Annotated in this window: 13 protein-coding genes and 4 pseudogenes; 6 read left to right on the forward strand and 11 right to left on the reverse strand. The window is 72.6% G+C overall.

Annotated elements, in window-relative coordinates:
* Positions 1 to 65: 65 nt before the first annotated feature.
* From KSF81_RS24160 to KSF81_RS24185, 6 genes are all read right to left on the reverse strand, one after another.
* Positions 66 to 1,397, reverse strand: a complete 1,332-nt coding sequence (locus KSF81_RS24160) for a dihydroorotase (protein ID WP_217381137.1) — start codon at positions 1,395 to 1,397, stop codon at positions 66 to 68.
* Positions 1,398 to 1,466: 69 nt separating this feature from the next.
* A complete protein-coding gene (gene asnB, locus KSF81_RS24165; protein ID WP_217381138.1) occupies positions 1,467 to 3,227 on the reverse strand; it encodes an asparagine synthase (glutamine-hydrolyzing) in 1,761 nt (586 codons plus the stop codon).
* The gene (locus KSF81_RS24170; protein WP_254453719.1) at positions 3,227 to 4,261 is read right to left on the reverse strand and encodes a glycosyltransferase; all 1,035 of its coding nucleotides are present in this window, start codon (positions 4,259 to 4,261) and stop codon (positions 3,227 to 3,229) included. The genes asnB and KSF81_RS24170 overlap by 1 nt, the downstream gene beginning before the upstream one ends.
* Positions 4,262 to 4,275: 14 nt before the next feature.
* Complete coding sequence (locus tag KSF81_RS24175; RefSeq protein ID WP_217381140.1) at positions 4,276 to 5,286, reverse strand: glycosyltransferase; 1,011 nt, start codon at positions 5,284 to 5,286, stop codon at positions 4,276 to 4,278.
* An 11-nt stretch (positions 5,287 to 5,297) separates the two neighbouring features.
* The gene (locus KSF81_RS24180) at positions 5,298 to 6,092 is read right to left on the reverse strand and encodes a glycosyltransferase family 2 protein (RefSeq protein WP_217381141.1); all 795 of its coding nucleotides are present in this window, start codon (positions 6,090 to 6,092) and stop codon (positions 5,298 to 5,300) included.
* Between the two features lie 26 nt (positions 6,093 to 6,118).
* Complete coding sequence (locus tag KSF81_RS24185; RefSeq protein WP_217381142.1) at positions 6,119 to 7,054, reverse strand: glycosyltransferase family 9 protein; 936 nt, start codon at positions 7,052 to 7,054, stop codon at positions 6,119 to 6,121.
* A 97-nt stretch (positions 7,055 to 7,151) separates the two neighbouring features.
* Here KSF81_RS24185 and KSF81_RS24190 point away from each other — a divergent pair.
* A pseudogene (locus KSF81_RS24190) lies at positions 7,152 to 7,980 on the forward strand (YgfZ/GcvT domain-containing protein).
* Positions 7,981 to 7,982: 2 nt separating this feature from the next.
* Complete coding sequence (locus KSF81_RS24195; protein WP_217381143.1) at positions 7,983 to 8,459, forward strand: isoprenylcysteine carboxylmethyltransferase family protein; 477 nt, start codon at positions 7,983 to 7,985, stop codon at positions 8,457 to 8,459.
* Between the two features lie 7 nt (positions 8,460 to 8,466).
* Here KSF81_RS24195 and KSF81_RS24200 read toward each other — a convergent pair whose 3' ends face one another.
* Both KSF81_RS24200 and KSF81_RS24205 read right to left on the reverse strand, forming a co-directional pair.
* Positions 8,467 to 9,339: an SDR family oxidoreductase gene (locus tag KSF81_RS24200; protein ID WP_217381144.1), complete on the reverse strand. Its 873-nt coding sequence runs from the start codon at positions 9,337 to 9,339 to the stop codon at positions 8,467 to 8,469.
* A gap of 84 nt (positions 9,340 to 9,423) precedes the next feature.
* Positions 9,424 to 10,374 (reverse strand): LysR family transcriptional regulator, encoded by a 951-nt coding sequence (locus tag KSF81_RS24205; protein ID WP_217381145.1) that lies wholly within the window; start codon positions 10,372 to 10,374, stop codon positions 9,424 to 9,426.
* Positions 10,375 to 10,489: 115 nt separating this feature from the next.
* Between KSF81_RS24205 and KSF81_RS32460 the strand changes: the two are divergent.
* Together KSF81_RS32460 and KSF81_RS32465 are read left to right on the forward strand one after the other, a co-directional pair.
* Positions 10,490 to 11,260 (forward strand): annotated as a pseudogene (locus tag KSF81_RS32460) (Bug family tripartite tricarboxylate transporter substrate binding protein); the annotation flags it as partial.
* Between the two features lie 94 nt (positions 11,261 to 11,354).
* The gene (locus KSF81_RS32465; protein ID WP_217381146.1) at positions 11,355 to 11,510 is read left to right on the forward strand and encodes a hypothetical protein; all 156 of its coding nucleotides are present in this window, start codon (positions 11,355 to 11,357) and stop codon (positions 11,508 to 11,510) included.
* A gap of 59 nt (positions 11,511 to 11,569) precedes the next feature.
* On the opposite strand, the pseudogene KSF81_RS24220 reads toward KSF81_RS32465, so the two are convergent.
* From KSF81_RS24220 to KSF81_RS32470, 3 genes and pseudogenes are all read right to left on the reverse strand, one after another.
* Positions 11,570 to 14,756: pseudogene (locus tag KSF81_RS24220) on the reverse strand (efflux RND transporter permease subunit).
* Entirely contained in the window at positions 14,731 to 15,315 is a 585-nt protein-coding gene (locus KSF81_RS30455) for an efflux RND transporter periplasmic adaptor subunit (protein ID WP_375293352.1), read from the reverse strand. The pseudogene KSF81_RS24220 and the gene KSF81_RS30455 overlap by 26 nt, the downstream one beginning before the upstream one ends.
* Positions 15,316 to 15,397: 82 nt before the next feature.
* Positions 15,398 to 15,943, reverse strand: a pseudogene (locus tag KSF81_RS32470) (efflux RND transporter periplasmic adaptor subunit); the annotation flags it as partial.
* Positions 15,944 to 16,423: 480 nt separating this feature from the next.
* On the opposite strand from KSF81_RS32470, the gene KSF81_RS24230 reads away from it, so the two are divergent.
* A complete protein-coding gene (locus KSF81_RS24230; protein ID WP_217381148.1) occupies positions 16,424 to 17,392 on the forward strand; it encodes a TetR family transcriptional regulator in 969 nt (322 codons plus the stop codon).
* A complete protein-coding gene (locus tag KSF81_RS24235; protein ID WP_217381887.1) occupies positions 17,320 to 18,276 on the forward strand; it encodes a patatin-like phospholipase family protein in 957 nt (318 codons plus the stop codon). The genes KSF81_RS24230 and KSF81_RS24235 overlap by 73 nt, the downstream gene beginning before the upstream one ends.
* Positions 18,277 to 18,363: the final 87 nt, after the last annotated feature.

Genomic DNA, 18,363 nt, shown 5'->3' on the forward strand with positions numbered 1-18,363 from the left:
GCGGCCGGCGAGGGGCGTCCCTCGCCGGCGCCCGGGCGGGTGCGCCGCGGCGGGAGCGCCGCCCGCTACGCCCCGCGCGCCTCCGCGAAGCGGACCGGCGCACCGCGCGGCGGGCCGAGGACCTCGTCCTCGCGCATCGCCACCTGGCCGCGGATGATGGTCATCACCGGCCAGCCGGTGCAGCGATGGCCGGCGAAGGGGGTCCAGCCGCAGGGCGAGGCGATCCAGCTTTCCTCGATGCTGCGCTGCCGCTTCAGGTCCACCACGGTGAAGTCAGCGTCGTAGCCCGCCGCCAGCCGGCCCTTGCCGGAGACGCCATAGACCCGCGCCGGGCCGGCGCACATCAGGTCCACCAGCCGCCCCAGCGAGAGCCGCCCGGCGGCCACATGGTCCAGCATGACCGGCACGATGGTCTGCACCCCGGTCAGCCCAGCCGCCGTCTCCGGCCAGGGGCGTTCCTTGGCGGCGCGGGAATGCGGCGCATGGTCGCTGCCCACCACATCCACCGTGCCGTCGCGCACCGCGGCCCAGGCCGCTTCCCTGTGGCGAGCGTCGCGGATCGGCGGGTTCATCACCGCATAGCCGCCGAGGCGGTCATAGGCCTCGTCGGTCTGGGTGAGGTGGTTCACCAGCACCTCGACCGTGGCGACGTCGCGGAAATCGCGCAGGTAGTCCAGTTCCTCGGCGGTGGAGACGTGCAGGATATGCGCCGGGCGGGAGGTCGCGCGCGCGATGGCCATCAGCCGCCGCGTGCCGAGCGCCGCGCATTCCACGTCGCGCCATTCCATGTGGTTGCGGTGGGGCATGCCGCTGCGGAACAGCGGCTTGCGCGCCTGCAGCCGGTACTCGTCCTCGGAATGGTAGCAGATGCGGCGGCGGCCGCTGCGCATCACGGCTTCCAGGCTGGCATCGTCCTCCACCAGCAGGTCGCCGGTGGAGGAGCCGGCGAAGACCTTCACGGCGCAGACATTGGGCTGCAATTCCAGCGCCGCCAGCTCGGCGATGTTCTTCTTCGAGGCGCCGACATAGAGCCCGACATCGCAGAAGGCGCGGCCCGCCAGGTAGTCCCGCTTCCAGTCCAGCCGCGCGCGATCGGTGATGGCGGGGGTGGTGTTCGGCATGTCGAAGACCGCCGCGAGGCCGCCGAGCACGGCGGCGCGGGTGCCGGTCTCCAGCGTCTCCACCGCCGGGTCGCCGGGGTCGCGGAGATGCACATGCGCGTCGATCAGCCCGGGCAGCACATGCAGGCCGCGGCAGTCGATCTCCTGCTCCGCCGCCGCGGTGCGGAGGTCGCCCATGGCGGCGATGCGGCCCTCCCGCACGCCCAGATCCGTGGTCTCGGTGCCCCAGGGCAGCACGCAGGCGCCGCCGCGCAGGATGAGGTCGAAGCCGGCCATCGCAAACACTCCCTCCGAAGCACCCCTTTTCCTGCGGCCCGGCCGCGCCGGCAAGCCGACGGGTCTGGTTCAGCGCCCCGCCAGCACCTCGAAGACATCCCCCTCCGCCGGCCTGCCCTCGATATGGCGGCGGTGCCACAGCGCGTAGAACAGCAGATGCCAGGCTGCGAAGCCGCGGTGCTTCTCGCCGCCGGCATGGCGGAACAGCGCCGCCACCCGGTCGGGCCGGGCGATCTCCGCCACCCCCGGCTGCGCCGCCACCAGCGGCCCCAGCCTTTCCCCGACGCCCTGGATCCAGGCACCGATCGGCACGGTGAAGCCCTGCTTCGGCTTGAAGGGCTCGCTGGCGGGGAAGTGGCGCGCCAGCCATTGCCGCAGCAGCCACTTGCCGCTGTGGCCCTGCACCTTCAGCGCATCCGGCAGGCGGAAGGCGGCGGCGGCCAGGCCGGGATCGAGCAGCGGCGTCCGCCCCTCCACCCCATGCGCCATCAGGCAGCGGTCGAGCTTGATGAGCAGGTCGTTCGGCAGCCAGTCCGCCAGATCCAATGCCTGCGCCGCCTGCAACCGGGTGCGGCCGGCCGAGGCGGCGGCGGTCTCGGCGGCGGCGGTGCCGTCGCGCCAGCCGGTCGGCGGCTCCCGCAGCACATCCAGCCGGTCGAAGGCGCCGCGGGAACGGGGCGCCTTGCCGCCCAGCCACCAGGGCCGCATGGCGGCGCGGTAGCGGCCATAGCCGCCGAAGATCTCGTCGCCGCCCTCGCCCGAGAGCACCACCTTCACCTCCTCGCGGGCACGGCGGGCGAGGAACCAGGTGGGGATGATGGCGTAATCCGCCGCCGGGTCGTCCATGGCGCCGACGATCTCCGGCAGGTGCCGCCAGACCATGGCCTCATCCACCGCGACCGTCACATGCCGCGCCCCGGCGGCCGCCGCGGCATGGGCGGCGGCGGCGCGCTCATCCGCCGCGCCGGGCACGTCGAAACCGGCGGTGAAGGCCAGCACCGGGCGCTCGTTGAGCCGCGCCATCATGGCCAGCACCGTGGCGCTGTCGATGCCGCCCGAGAGGAACATGCCGTAGGGCACGTCGCTCCGCTGGTGCAGTGCCACGCTTTCCTCCAGCGCCTGATCCAGCCGGGCCAGCGCGGCTTCGGCCTCGATCGGCTCCGGCCCGCCCTCGGGCAGCGCGGCGCGGCGGTGGCGCTCGGTCACGGCGCCGTCGGAGATCACCACCGTCTCGCCGGGCAGGATCCGGCAGATGCCCCCGAAGATGGTCTCCGCGCCGGTGGTGAACTGGATCTGCAGCAGCTCGGCCAGGGCCTCGCGCCGGATGCGTGGCTGCACCAGCCCGGCGGCGATCAGCGCCTGGGGTTCCGAGGCGAAGGCGATGCCGCCCGCCACCTCGGCCAGGTAGAGCGGCTTGATGCCGAAGGGGTCGCGGGCCAGCACCACCTGGCGCGTGGCGCGGTCATGCAGCGCGATGGCATACATGCCGCGCAGCGTGTCGGCGAAGCCGATGCCGTCGCGGCGCCAGAGATGCAGCGGCGGCTCGCAATCGCTGGCGGTCGCGCAGTGAAGCTGGTTCTGCTCGCGCAACTCCCGGTAGTTGTAGACCTCGCCATTCGCCACCAGCGCCGCGGCGCCAGCGAACAACGGCTGGTCGCCGGTGACGAGGTCGATGATGGCAAGGCGGTTATGCGCCAGCGCGACGCTGCCGGAGACATGGTGCCCCGCCCCGTCCGGCCCGCGATGCGCCAGCGCCCGGCTCAGCGCATCCAGCGTGGCGCCGGCGGGCGAGAGCCCCTGGCGCAGCGCAAGCCCCGCGAGGCCGCACATCAGGCCACCTCGCGCGCGGCGGCGGGGGCCACCGCGTGCAGGAATCCCCGCCAGCGCGCCAGCACCGGCGCCTCAGCATGGGCGCGCAGGAATTCCGCCCGGCCGGCATCGGCCAGGGCGGCGGCGCGGCCGGGATCGGCGAGCAGCCCGGCGATGGCGGCGGCCAGCGGCGCCGGCGCCTCCTTCGGCACCAGCAGCCCGGTCTCGCCCTCGCGGATCATCTCCACCGGCCCCTGCGCCGCGGCGGCCACCACCGGCCGCGCCGCCGACCAGGCTTCCAGCACCACATTGCCCAGCGGCTCATGCCGGGAGGGGCAGACAAAGATGTCGCAGCCGGCCAGCAGCGCCCCGGCATCCTGCCGCCAGCCGAGGAAGGCCACGCGATCCGCCACCCCGAGCTCCCGTGCCAGCCGCTCCAGCGCCGCCCGTTCCGGCCCCTCGCCGGCGAGCGAGAGATGCGCCCCCGGCAGCAGCGCCAGCGCCCGCAGCAGCACGTCGAAGCCCTTGTTCGGATGCAGCCGGCCGAGGGCGAGCAGGCGCGGCATGCCCGGCGGCGCCGGCAGGTCCGCGGGCGCCGTGCCGGCGAAATCAGTGGCGAAATTCGGCACGAAATGCGCCCTTTCGGCGGGCCAGCCCTGGCGGACGAGCCAGTCGCGCAGGTCCCGCGTATTGCCCACCAGATGGTCGCAGTGGCGATAGTATTTCAGGCTGTAGTAGCCACCGAGCCGCCCCACCAGGGTCCAGGCCGCGCCGTCGCGCCGGATCTTGCCGGCATAGAGGCTGGCGCGGTTCTGCCAGGCCACCACCACCTCTGGCCGGAAGCCGGCCAGGGTCGCGGCCAGGCGGGAACGGGTGGTGAGGTCGAAGTGGTTGCCGAAGGGCAGTTCCACCGGATCGAGCCCCGCCGCGCGCAGCCGCGCCGCGCGCCCGGCATCCCGTCGGATCACCGGCAGCACCGCCTCGCCCGCCGCCTGCAAGGCGGGGGTGAGGCGTTCGAAGAAGCCCTCGGCCCCGCCCATGGGGGCGCCGGCCATGACATGCGCCATCCTCATGCAACGAGCGCCTCGAAACGTGCCGCCACCTGGTCCCAGCCCGGTCCGGGGCCGCGCGCCAGGGCCGCCCGGTGCATCGCGGTCCAGGCGGCATCATCCGAGAGCAGGCGGATGGCGGCGGCGGCGAAATCGGCATCGCTCCGCGCCACCACCCCGGTTTCGCCATCCACCACCCGCTCCGGCACGGCGCCGAGCGGCGTCACCACGCAGGGCAGGCCGAGCGCCTGGGCCTCGGCCAGGGCCAGGCAGAAGGTCTCCCCGGGATCGCCGCGATAGAGCATGAGACGGGCCTCGGCCAGGCGCGCCGCCAGGATGGGGCGCGGCAATGGTTCATGGAGACGCACGCCGGCGGCGCGCAGGGCGGCGGCGCGGGCGAGCGCCGGCGCCGCTCTGGCGGCGAGGCGCGCATCCCCACCATAGGTGGCGGCGCCGGAATAGAGATGCAACTCCGCCGCCGGCAGGGCCGGGTGGATCCGCGCCTCCCAGAGATCCAGCAGCCAGTCCAGGCCGCGCAGCGGGCTGGAGGTGAAGACCGCGACCGGCGCCGGCGGTGGGCGCGGCGGGACGCCGGCATCGAAGGGCGGCGCCATGGCGAGCGGGATCTCCACCGGGCGGAACGGCAGCCAGCGCGGCAGGCTGGCCGAATGGCGGGGGCCGAGCGTCACCAGCCGCGGCTGGGCCGCCAGCAGCGGCAGCAGGTGGCGGGGCTTGCGCAGGTAGGAGCCGGGATTGTGCAGCCACAGCACGCGCCGGCCGCGGGGCAGGGCGCGGAACAGCCGCGGCAGGCGGTTCGCCAGCACCAGTTCCGCCGCCGCGCCGCCCCGCTCCGCCAGCGGTGCCCAGGCGATGCCGTGCCGCGTCTCCGCCGGCGCCTCGCCCGCCCGCACCTCCACCGCATGGCCGCGCCGCGCGAGGGCCTGGGCCAGCAGGGCGAAGGCCGTTTCGGCGCCGCCGAGGGCCTGGTTGCCGATCGCCTCCGCCGCGATCCGCGGGCCTTCCGTCGCCATCACGATGCGCATCAGGCGACGGGGCCGGAAGGGCGGTGCCGCTCCGGCTCCAGCCGGGCCTTCAGATGCGCCAGCAGCGGAAACAGCCCGGCGCAGAGCGCGATGAGCAGCCCCCAGCCGCCCTCCTTCCAGCCGCGCCGGCCGAAGTAGCATTTCAGGAAGCGCGAGACGCAGCGTCGGAGGTTGTCGGGCAGGGAGCCGATCCTGCCGGCCGCCAGCAGGTCCGTGGCCTTGGCCGAGGAATAGCGGTCCAGCCGGCGCAGCATGTCGGAGATGTCGCGATCCACCTCGTGCCGGATGCCGGCCAGGGTGATCCGCTCGCCTTCGGTGCCGGTCCAGTCGAGGCCGGGATGCACCCGCTGGGCCCGCCAGTGCTTGGCGCCGCGGCGGAACAGGACGGGCTTCAGCGTGGTGCCGAAACTGCCGCCCCAGCCATGCAGGATCAGCCGCTCGCCCACGTAATTGTCGATGCGGACCCGGTGGAAGCCATGCGGCGAAGCGGCGATCACCTGGCGGATCGCGGCCCAGAGCGCCGGGGGCACCCGTTCATCCGCATCCACTTCCAGGATCCAGTCGCCGGTGCAGGCGGCGATGCCGGCATTGCGCCGCGCGCCCTCCAACTCCCAGGCCCCCTCAAGCAGGCGGGCGCCGTGCTGCCGGGCGATCTTCGCACTGGCATCGCCGCTGCGGTCGAGCACTACCACCAGCTCATCCGCCGCGGCCAGGCTGTCGAGGCAGGCGGGCAGCCGTGCCGCCTCGTTCCGGGCCACCACCAGGGCGGAGAGGCGGGGGGTGCCAAGGGACATGCCACCGGATGTGCTCGCCGGGTCCGTCACGCCGGCACCGCCGGCTGCGCCAGCAGGCCCTCGGCCGCCGCCAGCGCCGCCTCCACCGTCAGGCCCGGCATGGAATCCAGCCCCGGGCTGCCCGGCGCCACGGCGGTGGCGGTGCGGCGCCCGGCCGGGGCGTATTCCTCGACGCGGGAGGGGCCGAAGAGGCCGAGCGTCGGCGTCCCGGTCGCTGCCGAGAGATGCATCAGCCCGGAATCATTGCCGACGAACAGCGCGCAGCGGGCCAGCACCGCCGCCGCCTCCGGCAGCGAGAGGCGGCCGACCAGGTCCACCGCATCCTCCCCCAGCGCCGCCAGCACCGGCGCCGCCATGGCGGCCTCCTCGGCACCCGGTCCGCCCAGGATGGCGGCGCGGGCCCCTTCCAGCGGCGCTCCCGGCGCGGTCAGGGCGCGGAACAGCGCCACGAAACGCTCCGCCGGCCAGGTCTTGCGCGCCCAATTCGCGGTGGGGCCGAGGCCGATCCAGGGCCTGCTGCCCGGCAGCAGCACCGCCGCCCGCTCCACCTCGGCCGGGCCGAACCAAGCCACCGGCAGCGGCGCCGGGTCCCCATCCGACCCTGGGCCCAGCAGCGCGCCAAGCTGCGCCAGCCGGTGCCCGGGGCTGCGGCCGCCGCGCATCACCAGGCGCTGGCGCGCCCGCACCGCCCAGGCGAAGCCGGAGCCGCGGAGGTCTACCACCAAGTCCCAGCGCGTGCCCGCCACCTGCCGCCAGAGGTCCAGCCAGTGCAGCCGGAAGCGGCGCTTCTCCAGCACGATGGTCCAGGCGCGGTTCGGCATGCGGGCGAAGACGCCCTCGGCCACCGGGCCGCAGGCCACCACCACCTTGGCATGGGGGTGGCGGCGGATCAGCCGGTCCAGCAGCCCGGTGGAGAGCACGGCATCGCCGATCCGGGTGGAGGTGATGAAAAGGATGCGCACGGCGGGCGCCTGTAGCACGTCCGGGCCGGATCGTCCCGACCCCTTGGCCGCAGGCCGACCCGTTGCAGAACTGCCCCGGCGATGCCACCTGCCAGGGATGCCGATCGCGTTTCTCCCCGACCGGGGCGTGCTGGAGGTGGCGGGCGAGGACCGTATCGCCTTCCTCCAGGGCCTCGTTTCCAACGATGTCGCCGAGGCCGCCCCGGGCCGGGCGGTCTGGGCCGCGCTGCTGACGCCGCAGGGCAAGTGGCTGGCCGATTTCCTCATCCTGGCGGAGGAGGACCGGCTGCTGCTGGACTGCGAGCGGGCGCAGGCGCCGATGCTGGCGCAGCGCCTCTCGCGCTTCCGGCTGCGGTCCCGCGTCGCGCTGCGCGACCTCTCGGCCGAATTCGCCGTGCATGCCGGCTGGGGCGGCGTGCCCCTGCCCACGGGCATGCCCGCCGCCCCCGACCCCCGCCTGCCGGCGGCCGGCTGGCGCGTCCTCGCCGCCGCCCCCCCTGCCCGGCGCCGATGCCACGCCGGAGGACTGGGACCGGCACCGCCTCGGCCTCGGCCTGCCGGACGGCTCCCGCGATATGGCCGCCGAGCAGACGGTGCTGCTGGAGGCCGGCTTCGACGAGCTCCAGGGCATCTCTTGGAGCAAGGGCTGCTACATGGGCCAGGAACTCACCGCCCGGACGAAGTATCGCGGCCTGCTCAAGCGCCGCCTGGTGCCGGTGGCCGTGGCCGGCCCGCTGCCGCCGCGCGGCACGCCGGTGCTGGCCGAGGGGGCCGAGATGGGCGAGATGCGTTCCGGCCGCGACGGCCTGGGCCTCGCCCTGCTGCGGCTGGAGGCGCTGGATGGCCGGGCGCTGCATTGCGGCGGGGCGGTGCTGACGCCGCGCATCCCCGGCTGGATGGTCCTGCCGGCGCGGAACGCCGCCTGAGCATGTCGGGCACCGGCAAGGACGCTCCCGACCACGGCCCCGGCGTGCTGCTGCCGCCGCCGCTGCTGGTGGCGGGGCTAATCGCCTTCGCCTGGCTGCTGCGGCAGGCGGTGCCGCTGCCGGTCGGCGGGCCGCTGCCGATGCTGGCCAACCTGGTGTTCCTGGCCGCCTTCGGGCTGATCCTCTGGGCAATCCTGGCGATGACCCGCGCCGGCACCGACCCGCGGCCGGACAAGCCGGACCAGGCGCTGGTCGAGCGCGGCCCCTTCCGCTTCAGCCGCAACCCGGTCTATCTCGGCCTCGTGCTGCTGGTCATCGGCTTCGCGCTGCGCTGGGGCGATCTCTGGGGCTGGCTGGCGGCGCTGGCCAGCCAGCAATTGCTCGACCGGCTGGTGATCGCGCGGGAGGAGGCCTACCTCGCCACGCGGTTCGGCGCCGCCTACAACGCCTATCGGGCGCGGGTCAGGCGCTGGGTGTAATCGCCCGCTACCCGTTCACCACCGTGCCGCCATTCGGGTGCAGCACCTGGCCGTTCATGTAGCTGCTGTCGCTCGCGGCGGCGAGGAAGATATAGCTGGGCGCCACCTCGTCCGGCTGGCCCGGCCGTTCCATCGGCGCGGACTCGCCGTGCCTGGCGGTGCTCTGCTCGTCGAAGCTGGCCGGGATCAGCGGCGTCCAAATCGGCCCCGGCGCCACCGCGTTCACCCGGATCTTCCGTTGCTCGAAGAGGTTCTGCGAGAGGCTGCGGGTGAAGGCGACGATGGCGCCCTTGGTGCTGGCATAGTCGATGAGGCCCCCGCTGCCCTTGTAGGCGGTGACGGAGGTGGTGTTGATGATGGTGCCGCCCTCCGGCATGTGCTTCAGCACGTATTTCGCCATCCAGAAATAGCCGAGGATATTGGTGCGGAACGTCCGCTCCACCTGGGCCTCGGGGATTTCGGCGAAGTCCTTGCAGATATGCTGCTCGGCCGCGTTGTTCACCAGGATGTCGATGCGGCCGCCGAGGAATTGTGCCGCCTTCTCCACGGCCTGGCGGCAGAAGCCGGCATCGCCGACATCGCCGGCGATGGCCAGGCATTTCCGCCCGGCGGCCTCCACATGCCGCTTGGTCTCCTCGGCATCCTGCTGCTCGTCCTTGTAGAGGATCACTACATCGGCGCCCTCCTTGGCGAAGCCGATGGCCACCGCGCGGCCGATGCCGGAATCGCCGCCCGTCACCACGGCGCGCTTGCCGGTGAGCTTGCCGGCCGGCTTCCAACCCTCCATCCGGTCGCGCGGCTGCGGCGTCATCTCCGCCTCGATGCCGGGCTGGCGGTCCTGCTTCTGCGGCGGCTGCGGGGTGGGTTTCTGGTCCGGCATGGCGCGGGGTTCCCTCGGGGCGTGCCGGCGGGGAACGGGCGGAGGGGTGCGGGGGTTGCGGGCGGCAGGCGGAACGGAGTCCTGCTACCCGCCGCCCGGGAGCAGCCGCGCCACCGCATGGGCGCATTCCGTGAAAAGCCGCGCCGCCGGGGCGGGGCTGCGGTTGCCGAGCGTGATCAGCGCGATCGGCCGCCGGGTTTCCGCAAGCTCCACCGGCAGCGCCGCCAGGGCGGGGTATTGCGCCCGGAAGCGCAGCATGGCGGAGGGCAGCACGCTCAGGAAGCACCCATTGCCCAGCAGGTTCACCGCCAGCCGCACGGAACGCGTCGTCACCGCCCGCGGCGGGTCCAGCCCGCGCAGGCGGAAGGCCGCGGCGATCATCCCGCCGAGGAAGGAGTCGGGTGGCGGCAGGACCCAGGGCTCCGCCATGAGCTCGGCCAGCAGGATGCGCCGCCGCCGGGCCAGCGGGTTGCGCCGGCCGGCCATGACCACCAGCGGGTCGTCGAAGAGCGGGTCCACCAGCAGGTCGGGCTCGGCGGCGGCGCCCGCCGTGCGGCTGACCGCAAGGTCGAGGCTCCGGTCGCGCAGGCGCTGGAACAGCAACCCGGTATCCGCCATCTCGACCTCGAAGGTCATGCGCGGGTAGCGTGGCGAGAGCCGCAGGATGACAGCGGAGACGATGGCGGTCATCGGCTCGGTTGTGCCGATGCGCAGCCGCCCGGTGGCCGGGTCCGCCAGGAAGCGGATCTCCTCGATCCCCAGGCGCAGCTCATCGAGCATGGCGGTGCCGCGCGCCAGCAGGACGCGGCCATAGGCGGTGGGCTCGACGCCGCGCGGGCCGCGGTCGAGCAGCGGCGCGCCCAGGCTGCGCTCCATCCCGGCGATGGCCTTGGAGATCGCCGGCTGCGACATCGCCAGGCGCTCCGCCGCCTGCGCCATGCTGCCGAGCTCCGCCACCACCCGCAGCATGTGGAGGTCCCGCAACCTGAGCCGCCGGGCGATGCGCTGGTCGGCTCCCGCCTGCTGGTCCGGCATGATCCCTGGCCTGAGCTATGCCATCCGGTTATCGCACCATGCCAAGATACGATTTCCGCGCATGGCCCGGCCAGCCTCTTCTGCGTGCCTCGCCGGCTGAACCAGGGAGGACCCCATGCACCACCTCCAGCCCCCCGCCGCAATCATCGGGCGCCGCGCCCTCATCGCCGCACTGCCCTGGATCGGCGCCGCCGCCGCGGAGACCCCGCCGGCCCCGGCCGCGCCCCTGGCGGAACCCTGGCCGGAGCGCCGGGTGCGGGTGATCACCCCGGCCACGCCCGGCTCCTCGCTCGACCTGATCGCCCGTGTGGTGGCGGAACGGCTGACGGCGCGCTGGGGCCAGCCGGTCGTGGTCGAGGGCAGGCCGGGTGCCGACGGCATCCCGGCGCTGGAGGCCATGCTCGCCACCCGGCCGGGCGAGGCGCTGTTCCTGGCCAATCACGGGGTCATGACCGTGACGCCGATCCTGCACCCGCGCCTCGGCTTCGATCCGCTGGCCGAGCTGCCGGCGGTGGTGGACCTCACCAGCGACCAATTCGGCCTGGTGGTGCCGGCATCGCTGCCGACGCGGGATCTGGCGGAATTCGTGGCGCTGGCGCGGACCCGGCCGGGCGCGCTCAACTACACTTCGGCGATGGGCCCGCCCTACCTCGCCATGCGCGCCTTCCTGCGCGATGCCGGGCTCGACCTGGTGCATGTCGCCTATCGCGGCGCCGGGGCGGCGGTGGTGACGGAGCTGCTGGCCGGGCGGCTGCATGCCCTGATGGCGCCGCTGGCACCGGTGGTCGGCGCGGTGCGCGACGGGCGCCTCAGGCTGCTCGCCGTCACCGGGCAGGAGCGCGCCCCCGCCGTGCCGGAGGTACCGACCAGCGCCGAGCAGGGTTTTCCGGATTTCCGGCAGGAAGGCATCCACGGAATCTTCGGCTGGAAGGGCATGCCGGAGGCGCTGCGGGGGGCGCATCGCCGCCGAGGCGGCGGCCGTGGTCGCCGACCCGTCCCTCGCCGAGCGGCTGCGGGGCGCCGGCCTGCTGGTGCGGCGCGGCGGCACGCCGGAAGGCTTCGCCGCCACCCTTGCGGAGCAGCGCGGGCGCTGGTCCAGGCTGGCGCAGGAATTCGGCGTCGCGCCGCCCGCATAGGACCACGGATCGGTCCCGGCGGTGCCGCGCCACCACCGGCGCGCGGCGCCATCCCCGGGCTACTCGGCCGCCTGGCCGGTGCCCTGCGCCCGGGCCGCATGGCCGCGGCCGAAGCGGCGATGCGTCCACTCCCGCATGTGCTGGAAGACCACGTAGAGCATCGGGATCAGGAAGATGCCGATGGTGCTGGCCACGATCATGCCGGCGAAGACCGGCGTGCTGACGCTGCGCCGCGCGACCTGCGAGGCGCCCGTCGCCACGACCAGCGGCACCAGGCCCAGGACGAAGGCGATGGAGGTCATCATCACCGCGCGGAACCGCAGCTTCGCGGCAATCTGCGCCGCTTCGCGGATCGGCACGCCGCTCTCGCGCTGCTCCTTCGCGATCGACGATCAGGATGCCGTTCTTGGCCGCCAGCGCGATCAGCACGACCAGCCCGATCTGGCCATAGAGGTCGAGCGAGAGCCCGGCCACCAGGACGCCGGCGAAGGCGCCGATCACGCCCGCGATCACCGAGAGCAGCACCGGGATCGGGATCACCCAGCTCTCGTAGAGCGCCACCAGGAACAGGTAGGCGAAGAGCACCGCCAGGGCGAGGATGATCCCTGTCTGGCCGCTCGCCTGCTGCTCCTGGAAGGCGGTGCCGGTCCACTCGTAGGCGTAGCCGGCCGGCAGGGTCCGCGCCGAGATCTCGGCCATCGCCGCCATCGCCTCGCTGGAGGAGACGCCCGGTGCCGCGCCCCCGTTGATCGTGACGGCACGGTAGTTGTTGTAGCGGGTGATGCCCTGCGGGCCGGTGACCGTGCGCAGGGTCGCGATGGAGCGCAGCGGCACCATCGCGCCGTTGCTATTACGGAACTGGATCTTCCACAGCGCCGCGGCGTCGCGCCGGTCGGCGGCCTCGCCCTGCAGGTTCACCTGCCAGGTGCGGCCGAACAGGTTGAAGTTGTTGACGAAGGCGCCGCCGAGCGTCGCCTGCAAGGTGGTGAACACGTCGCTGACGCTGAGGCCGAGCGCCTGCGCCTTGGTGCGGTCGATATCGAGGAACAGCGAGGGATTGGCGGCGGTATAGGTCGAGAAGACGCGCGCGAGCCGCGGGTCCGCATTGGCGGCGCTGACCAGGCCTCGCATCACGCCGCCAATAGCCACCGGGTCGGCGCCCCGCAGGCTTTCCAGCATGTATTCGAAGCCGCCGGTGGTGGAGAGGCCGACGACCGGCGGCAGGTTGAAGGGCAGGACATTCGCGTTGCGGATCCGCTGGGCCGCGCCGAAGGTCCGGGCGATCACCGCCTGCGCCGAATCCGCGGCCGCCGTGCGGTCCGCGAAGGGCTTGAGCCGGGCGACCATGAAGGCGGAGTTGCTCGCTGAGAAGCCGTCGAGCAGCGAGAAGCCGACGATCGAGATCACGTCCTGGACCTGCGGCGTGGCCTTGAGGAGTTCCTCGACCTCGCCGACCACGCGCCCGGTGCGGGCCACGGAGGCGCCGGCCGGCAATTGTACCATGATGAAGAAGGAGCCCTGGTCCTCCTCCGGCAGGAAGCCCGTGGGCGTCCGCAGCGAAAGGGCCCAGGTGCCCGCGCCCAGGGCCGCGACCAGCGCCAGCGACAGGACGGCGAGGCGCAGCGTCTTGCCCACCACCCCGGCATAGCCGTCCCGCACGCTGTCGATGCGCCGCGAGACCCAGGCCATGACCCCGCGCTTCGCGCCGGTGTGGCGCAGCAGGACGCCGCAGAGCGCCGGCGAGAGCGTCAGGGCGTTGATCGCCGAGATCACCATGGAGACGCTGATCGTCACCGCGAATTGCCGGAACAACTCGCCCGAGATGCCCGGGATGAAGGCGATCGGCACGAAGACCGAGAGCAGCACCAGGGTGATGGCGATGATCGGCGCAGTGATCTGCGCCATCGCCTTCCGGGTGGCCTCGGCCGGGGCGAGGTCCGGCTCCTCCTCCATCACCCGCTCGACGTTCTCGACCACCACGATGGCGTCGTCCACCACGATGCCGATGGCGAGCACCATCGCCAGCAGGGAGACGGTATTGGCCGAGTAGCCCATCAGCAGCAGCACCGCGAAGGTGCCGATCAGGCTGACCGGCACCGCGATGAGCGGAATGATGGTTGCGCGCAGGTTGCCGAGGAACAGGAACACCACCACGGCCACGATGGCGAGGGCCTCGAAGGCCGCCATCACCACCTGGCTGATCGTGTCGATCACGAAGGTGGTCGAATCATAGACCGCCTGGACCTTCACGCCCGCGGGGAGGCGCCCGACGACCTTGTCCAGGGTCTCCCGGACCGCCGCGGCGGCGTTCACCGCGTTCCCGCCGGGGGCCTGGTAGATGCCGATGGCGACCGCGGGCCGGCCGTTCAGCCGGGTGAAGGTGTCCTCGTTCTGCGCCCCTATCTCGACCCGGGCGACGTCGCGCACGCGCAGCACGGAGCCATCCGGATTGGCGCGGATCACGATCTCGCCAAATTGCTCGGGGGTCGAGAGGCGGCCCTGGGTCTGCACGTTCAATTGCAGCCGCTGGTCGTCGGGGATCGGCCGGGCGCCGACGCGGCCGACCGGGGCCTGCACGTTCTGCGCCTGGATCACCCGGACGATGTCCGAGGGCGCCAGGTTCAGGCTGACCAGGCGCGCGGTGTCGAACCAGATCCGCATGGAATAGTTGAGCTGGCCGAAGAGCAGCGCCCGCCCGACGCCCGGCGTGCGCGCCAGCTCGTCGATGACGTTGATGGTGGCGAGGTTCGTGAGGAACAGCGGGTCGTGCTCGTCGACATCGCTGGTCATCATCACGAATTGCAGGATCGAGGAGGACCGCTTCAGGACCGTCAGGCCCTGGCGCTGCACCTCCTCCGGCAGTTGCGCCATCGCCGTCTGGACGCGGTTGTTGACGTTGACGGTGTTGATGTCGGGGTTGGTGCCCAGCGCGAAGCTGACATTCAGGCTGTAGCTGCCGTCGTTGCCGCTGGTGCTGCGCATGTAGAGCATCTGGTCCACGCCGAGGACCTTGGACTCCAGCACCTGCGCCACCGTGGCCTCCACCACCTCGGCGGAGGCGCCGGGATAGACGGCGGAAACCTCGACCTCCGGCGGCACGATGTCCGGCAATTGGGAGACCGGGATGCGCAGCAGCGCGAGCGCGCCGGCGAGCGTCAGGACGACGGAGATGACGATCGCCAGCCGCGGCCGGTCGATGAAGGTCGAGGAGATCATGGGCCTATCTCCGGCCTGCCGGGGCGCCATCCATCGCCTGGACGCCGGTATCCGCGGGGCCGGGCGAGACCTCCATGTTCGGCTGGACGCGCTGCACGCCTTCCAGCACCACCTTCTCGCCTTCCCTGAGGCCGTCGGTGACCACGGCGGACTCGGGGGTGGACTGGCCGAGCTGCACGGCGCGCCGCTGCACCCGGTTGTCGGCGCCGACCACATAGACGAAGTCGCCCTGCTGGTCGGACAGCACCGCCTCGCGCGGGATGGTCAGGACCTGCACCGGCTCGGCCCCTTCCAGAGCCACCGTCACGAACTCGCCGTTGAACAGTTCGCGCAAGCGGATGTCACCGACCTTCTCGGCGGGGAGAACGGGGTTCGGGATGGTGCCGCGGAGCGTCAGCGTATCGGTGTCCTGACTGACATCGATATCGACGAAGCCCAGCTTCCCGGTCTGTTCGTAGAGGCGGCCATTCGGCAGGCGCAGCCGGATCACCACCGCCTCGAACCCGCCCTTGTTCGCATAGCGGCCGCGCAACTCCAGGGCGGTGCGCATCGGGACCGGGAAAGTGACATACATCGGATCCTCGCTCACGATCGTCGCCAGGACACCGGGAATTCGGCCCGACCACATTGCCGACCGTGACCGCGGTGCGGCCGATGCGGCCATCGATCGGGGCCCTGATCTCGGTGTAGTCGAGGTTGATCTGCGACTGGCGCATCTGCGCCTGCGCCGCGAGCGCCTGGGCATTGGCCGAACGCTCCTGCGCGATGGCATTGTCCAGGGCGACCTGCGTGCCGGCACCGGTCGACCGCAGGTCCCGCGCGCGGGCAAGCGTGGCCCTGGCATTGATGAGCTCGGCCTCAGCCTGGGCGACCGCTGCCTGCTTGGCCGCGAGGTCGGCCTCATAGGGGCCGCGCTCCAGCCGGTAGAGCAACTCTCCCGCCTTCACCTCCGCGCCCTCGGTGAACAGCCGATCCTCCAGGAAGGCGGCGACGCGCGCCACCAGGTCCACCCGGTGGATGGCCTGCACGCGGCCGATGAACTCGTAGCTCTCGGTGATGGGGCGGCGCGTGGCCTCGATGACGCCGACCGCCGGCGGTCCGGACGGCGCGGGCTGGGCGGCGACCTGGCCAGCCACGGCGCAGGCGAGCAGGAGCATGGCGGCGAGACGGGCAAGGCCGCGAAACGGACGGTTCGGCATGGGCTCCCCGGGCATCATGGCTGGCCGGGGCTGGCATGGGACCGCCCGGCGCTGTCGCCGATAACGCCACGGCGCATGCTTTGTCCAATCCGGAATCCGCCTGCCGGAGACCGCTGGCTGCCCATCGCGTCAGGCAGCCGGGCGCCGGGGGCGCGGGCGACGAAGGCACTCCAGGGCATCGCGGCCATGGCCATCCATACTCACTGCAATGAGGCGCCGCTTCCGGCAGGGAGCCGCGGCCCGGGCCCGGCGAGGGGAGGATTCCTCGCCGCAGGGCCGGGTTCAGCCCCAACGAGGGGGGGGATCGCAGCCGGGCCGCGGCGGCTTGTTAATATACGAACATGGCTGTATGTAAAGGCCCTGGTGTCCTGCCCGCGAAGTTCGCTGGATCACCAGCGAACGAAGCGGATCAGCAGGTCACTGAAAACAAAGGCTGGTGGCCTGAGAACGAAGGCCAGAGGACTTGGGAATCAGGACACCAGGCAGGATGCAGGCGAAATGGCGCGGCGCACGAAGGAAGCAGCCGAAAAAACGCGCGAGGCGTTGCTGGATGCCGCCGAGCAGGTCTTCCTGGAGCGCGGCGTCTCCCGCGCCACCCTCGAGGAGGTGGCGCGCGCCGCCGGCGTGACCCGTGGCGCCGTCTACTGGCACTTCCGCGACAAGCTGGACCTGTTCCTCGCGATCGACGAGCGGGCCCGCCTGCCGAGCGAGGAATTGCTGGCGAGGCTGGCTGCCTATCCCGGCCCCGACCCGCTGGCCGAACTCGCCCGGGCCCTGGCCGCGGCCTTCGCCGAGCTGCAGGCCGACCCGAACCGCCGCCGCATCCTCACGGTAGTGCTGGTCCGCTGCGAATACACCGAGGAGATGGCCGCCGCGCTCGACCGGCAGCAGCGTGCCGACGAGGCCCTGCGCACCGAGTTCCGGCGCATCTTCGCCCGCGCCGCCGCGCCGGGCGGCCTGGCACCGCCCTGGACGCCCGAGACGGCGGCGCTGGCCCTGCACGCCCTGGTGGCCGGGTTGGTGCACACCTGGCTGCGCAGTTCCGATTTCAGCCTCGCCGCCGAGGGCGCCGAGGCGGTGCGCGCCCCTCCTGGTCTCGATCGCCACCGCCGCACGCGGCGAAGGGGTTGGTGGCCCCTGACCCCGCCGCCCCGCGGGACGCCCATGCTCGCTTTGCAGGGGTTGCGTCCCCTGGTCGAAGGCGGCAATCGGGCGCGCCGGCCATCGGGAGATCCTGAAGGAGATGCATATGAACGGAGCCGACGACCGTGCGGGCGGCGGGGGGGCAGAATCCGGAGCGGCACGAATTGGCGGCGCGGCCAAAGGAGCCAGGCGCGCCCCGGATCAGCCTCGCGCTGCAAGGCGGGGGTGCGCATGGCGCCTTCAGCTGGGGCGTGCTCGATCGCCTGCTCGAGGACGGGCGCATCGCCATCGAGGCGGTCAGCGGCACCAGCGCCGGGGCCCTGAATGCCGCCGCGCTTGCCGCGGGTTTCGCCAAGGGCGGCGCGGCCGGTGCCCGGCAGGCACTCGACCGCTTCTGGCTCAGCGCGAGCGAGGCGGCGCGTTTCAGCCCCTTCCGGCGCAGCCTGGCCGACCGCATCGCCGGCCGCTGGAACCTCGACTGCTCACCGCGATTCCTCTGGCTGGACCTGTTCAGCCATCTCTTCTCGCCCTACCAGACCAACCCCCTGAACCTGCAGCCGCTGCGCGATATCCTCGCCGGCCAGATCGACATCGAGGCGGTGCGCGCCTGCGAGGCGATCCGCCTCTTCGTCACCGCCACTAATGTGCGCACCGGCCGCCCAAGGGTCTTCGGCCGCGACGACATCTCGCTCGACGCCCTGCTCGCCTCCGCCTGCCTGCCGCATCTCTTCCAGGCCGTGGAGATCGACGGCGACCCGTACTGGGACGGCGGCTACATGGGCAACCCGGCGATCTGGCCGCTGATCTACAACTGCCAGACCGCGGATGTCGTGCTGGTGCAGATCAACCCCCTCATCCGCGAAGGCGTGCCGCGCACCCCTTCCGAGATCGACAACCGCATGAACGAGATCGCCTTCAACTCCTCCCTGATGCACGAGATGCGGGCGATCGCCTTCGTGCAGCGCCTGCTGGAGGAGGGTGGCATGACCGAGCCCTTCGCGGCCCGCTACAAGAACATGCGCATCCACATGATCGGCGACGAGGAGGGGATGAAGGCCCTCGGCGTCGCCAGCAAGGCCAATGCCGAGCTTGCTTTCCTCGAGCACCTGAAAGCCGTCGGCCGCGCCTGTGCCGGGCGCTGGCTGGAGGCGACCATCGGGGATATCGGCGTCCGCTCCAGCGTGGATGTCAGGGGCACGTTCCTGTGACGGCCCGGGGTCATCGCAGGCCGGGCGCGCCCCCGCCGTAGCCGAGGCTTGCATCCCACCCCGCCCTGTCCCTACCGTCCGGCAACG

Origin of the sequence: Siccirubricoccus sp. G192 (genome assembly GCF_019084075.1) — a bacterium.
GTDB lineage: Bacteria > Pseudomonadota > Alphaproteobacteria > Acetobacterales > Acetobacteraceae > G192.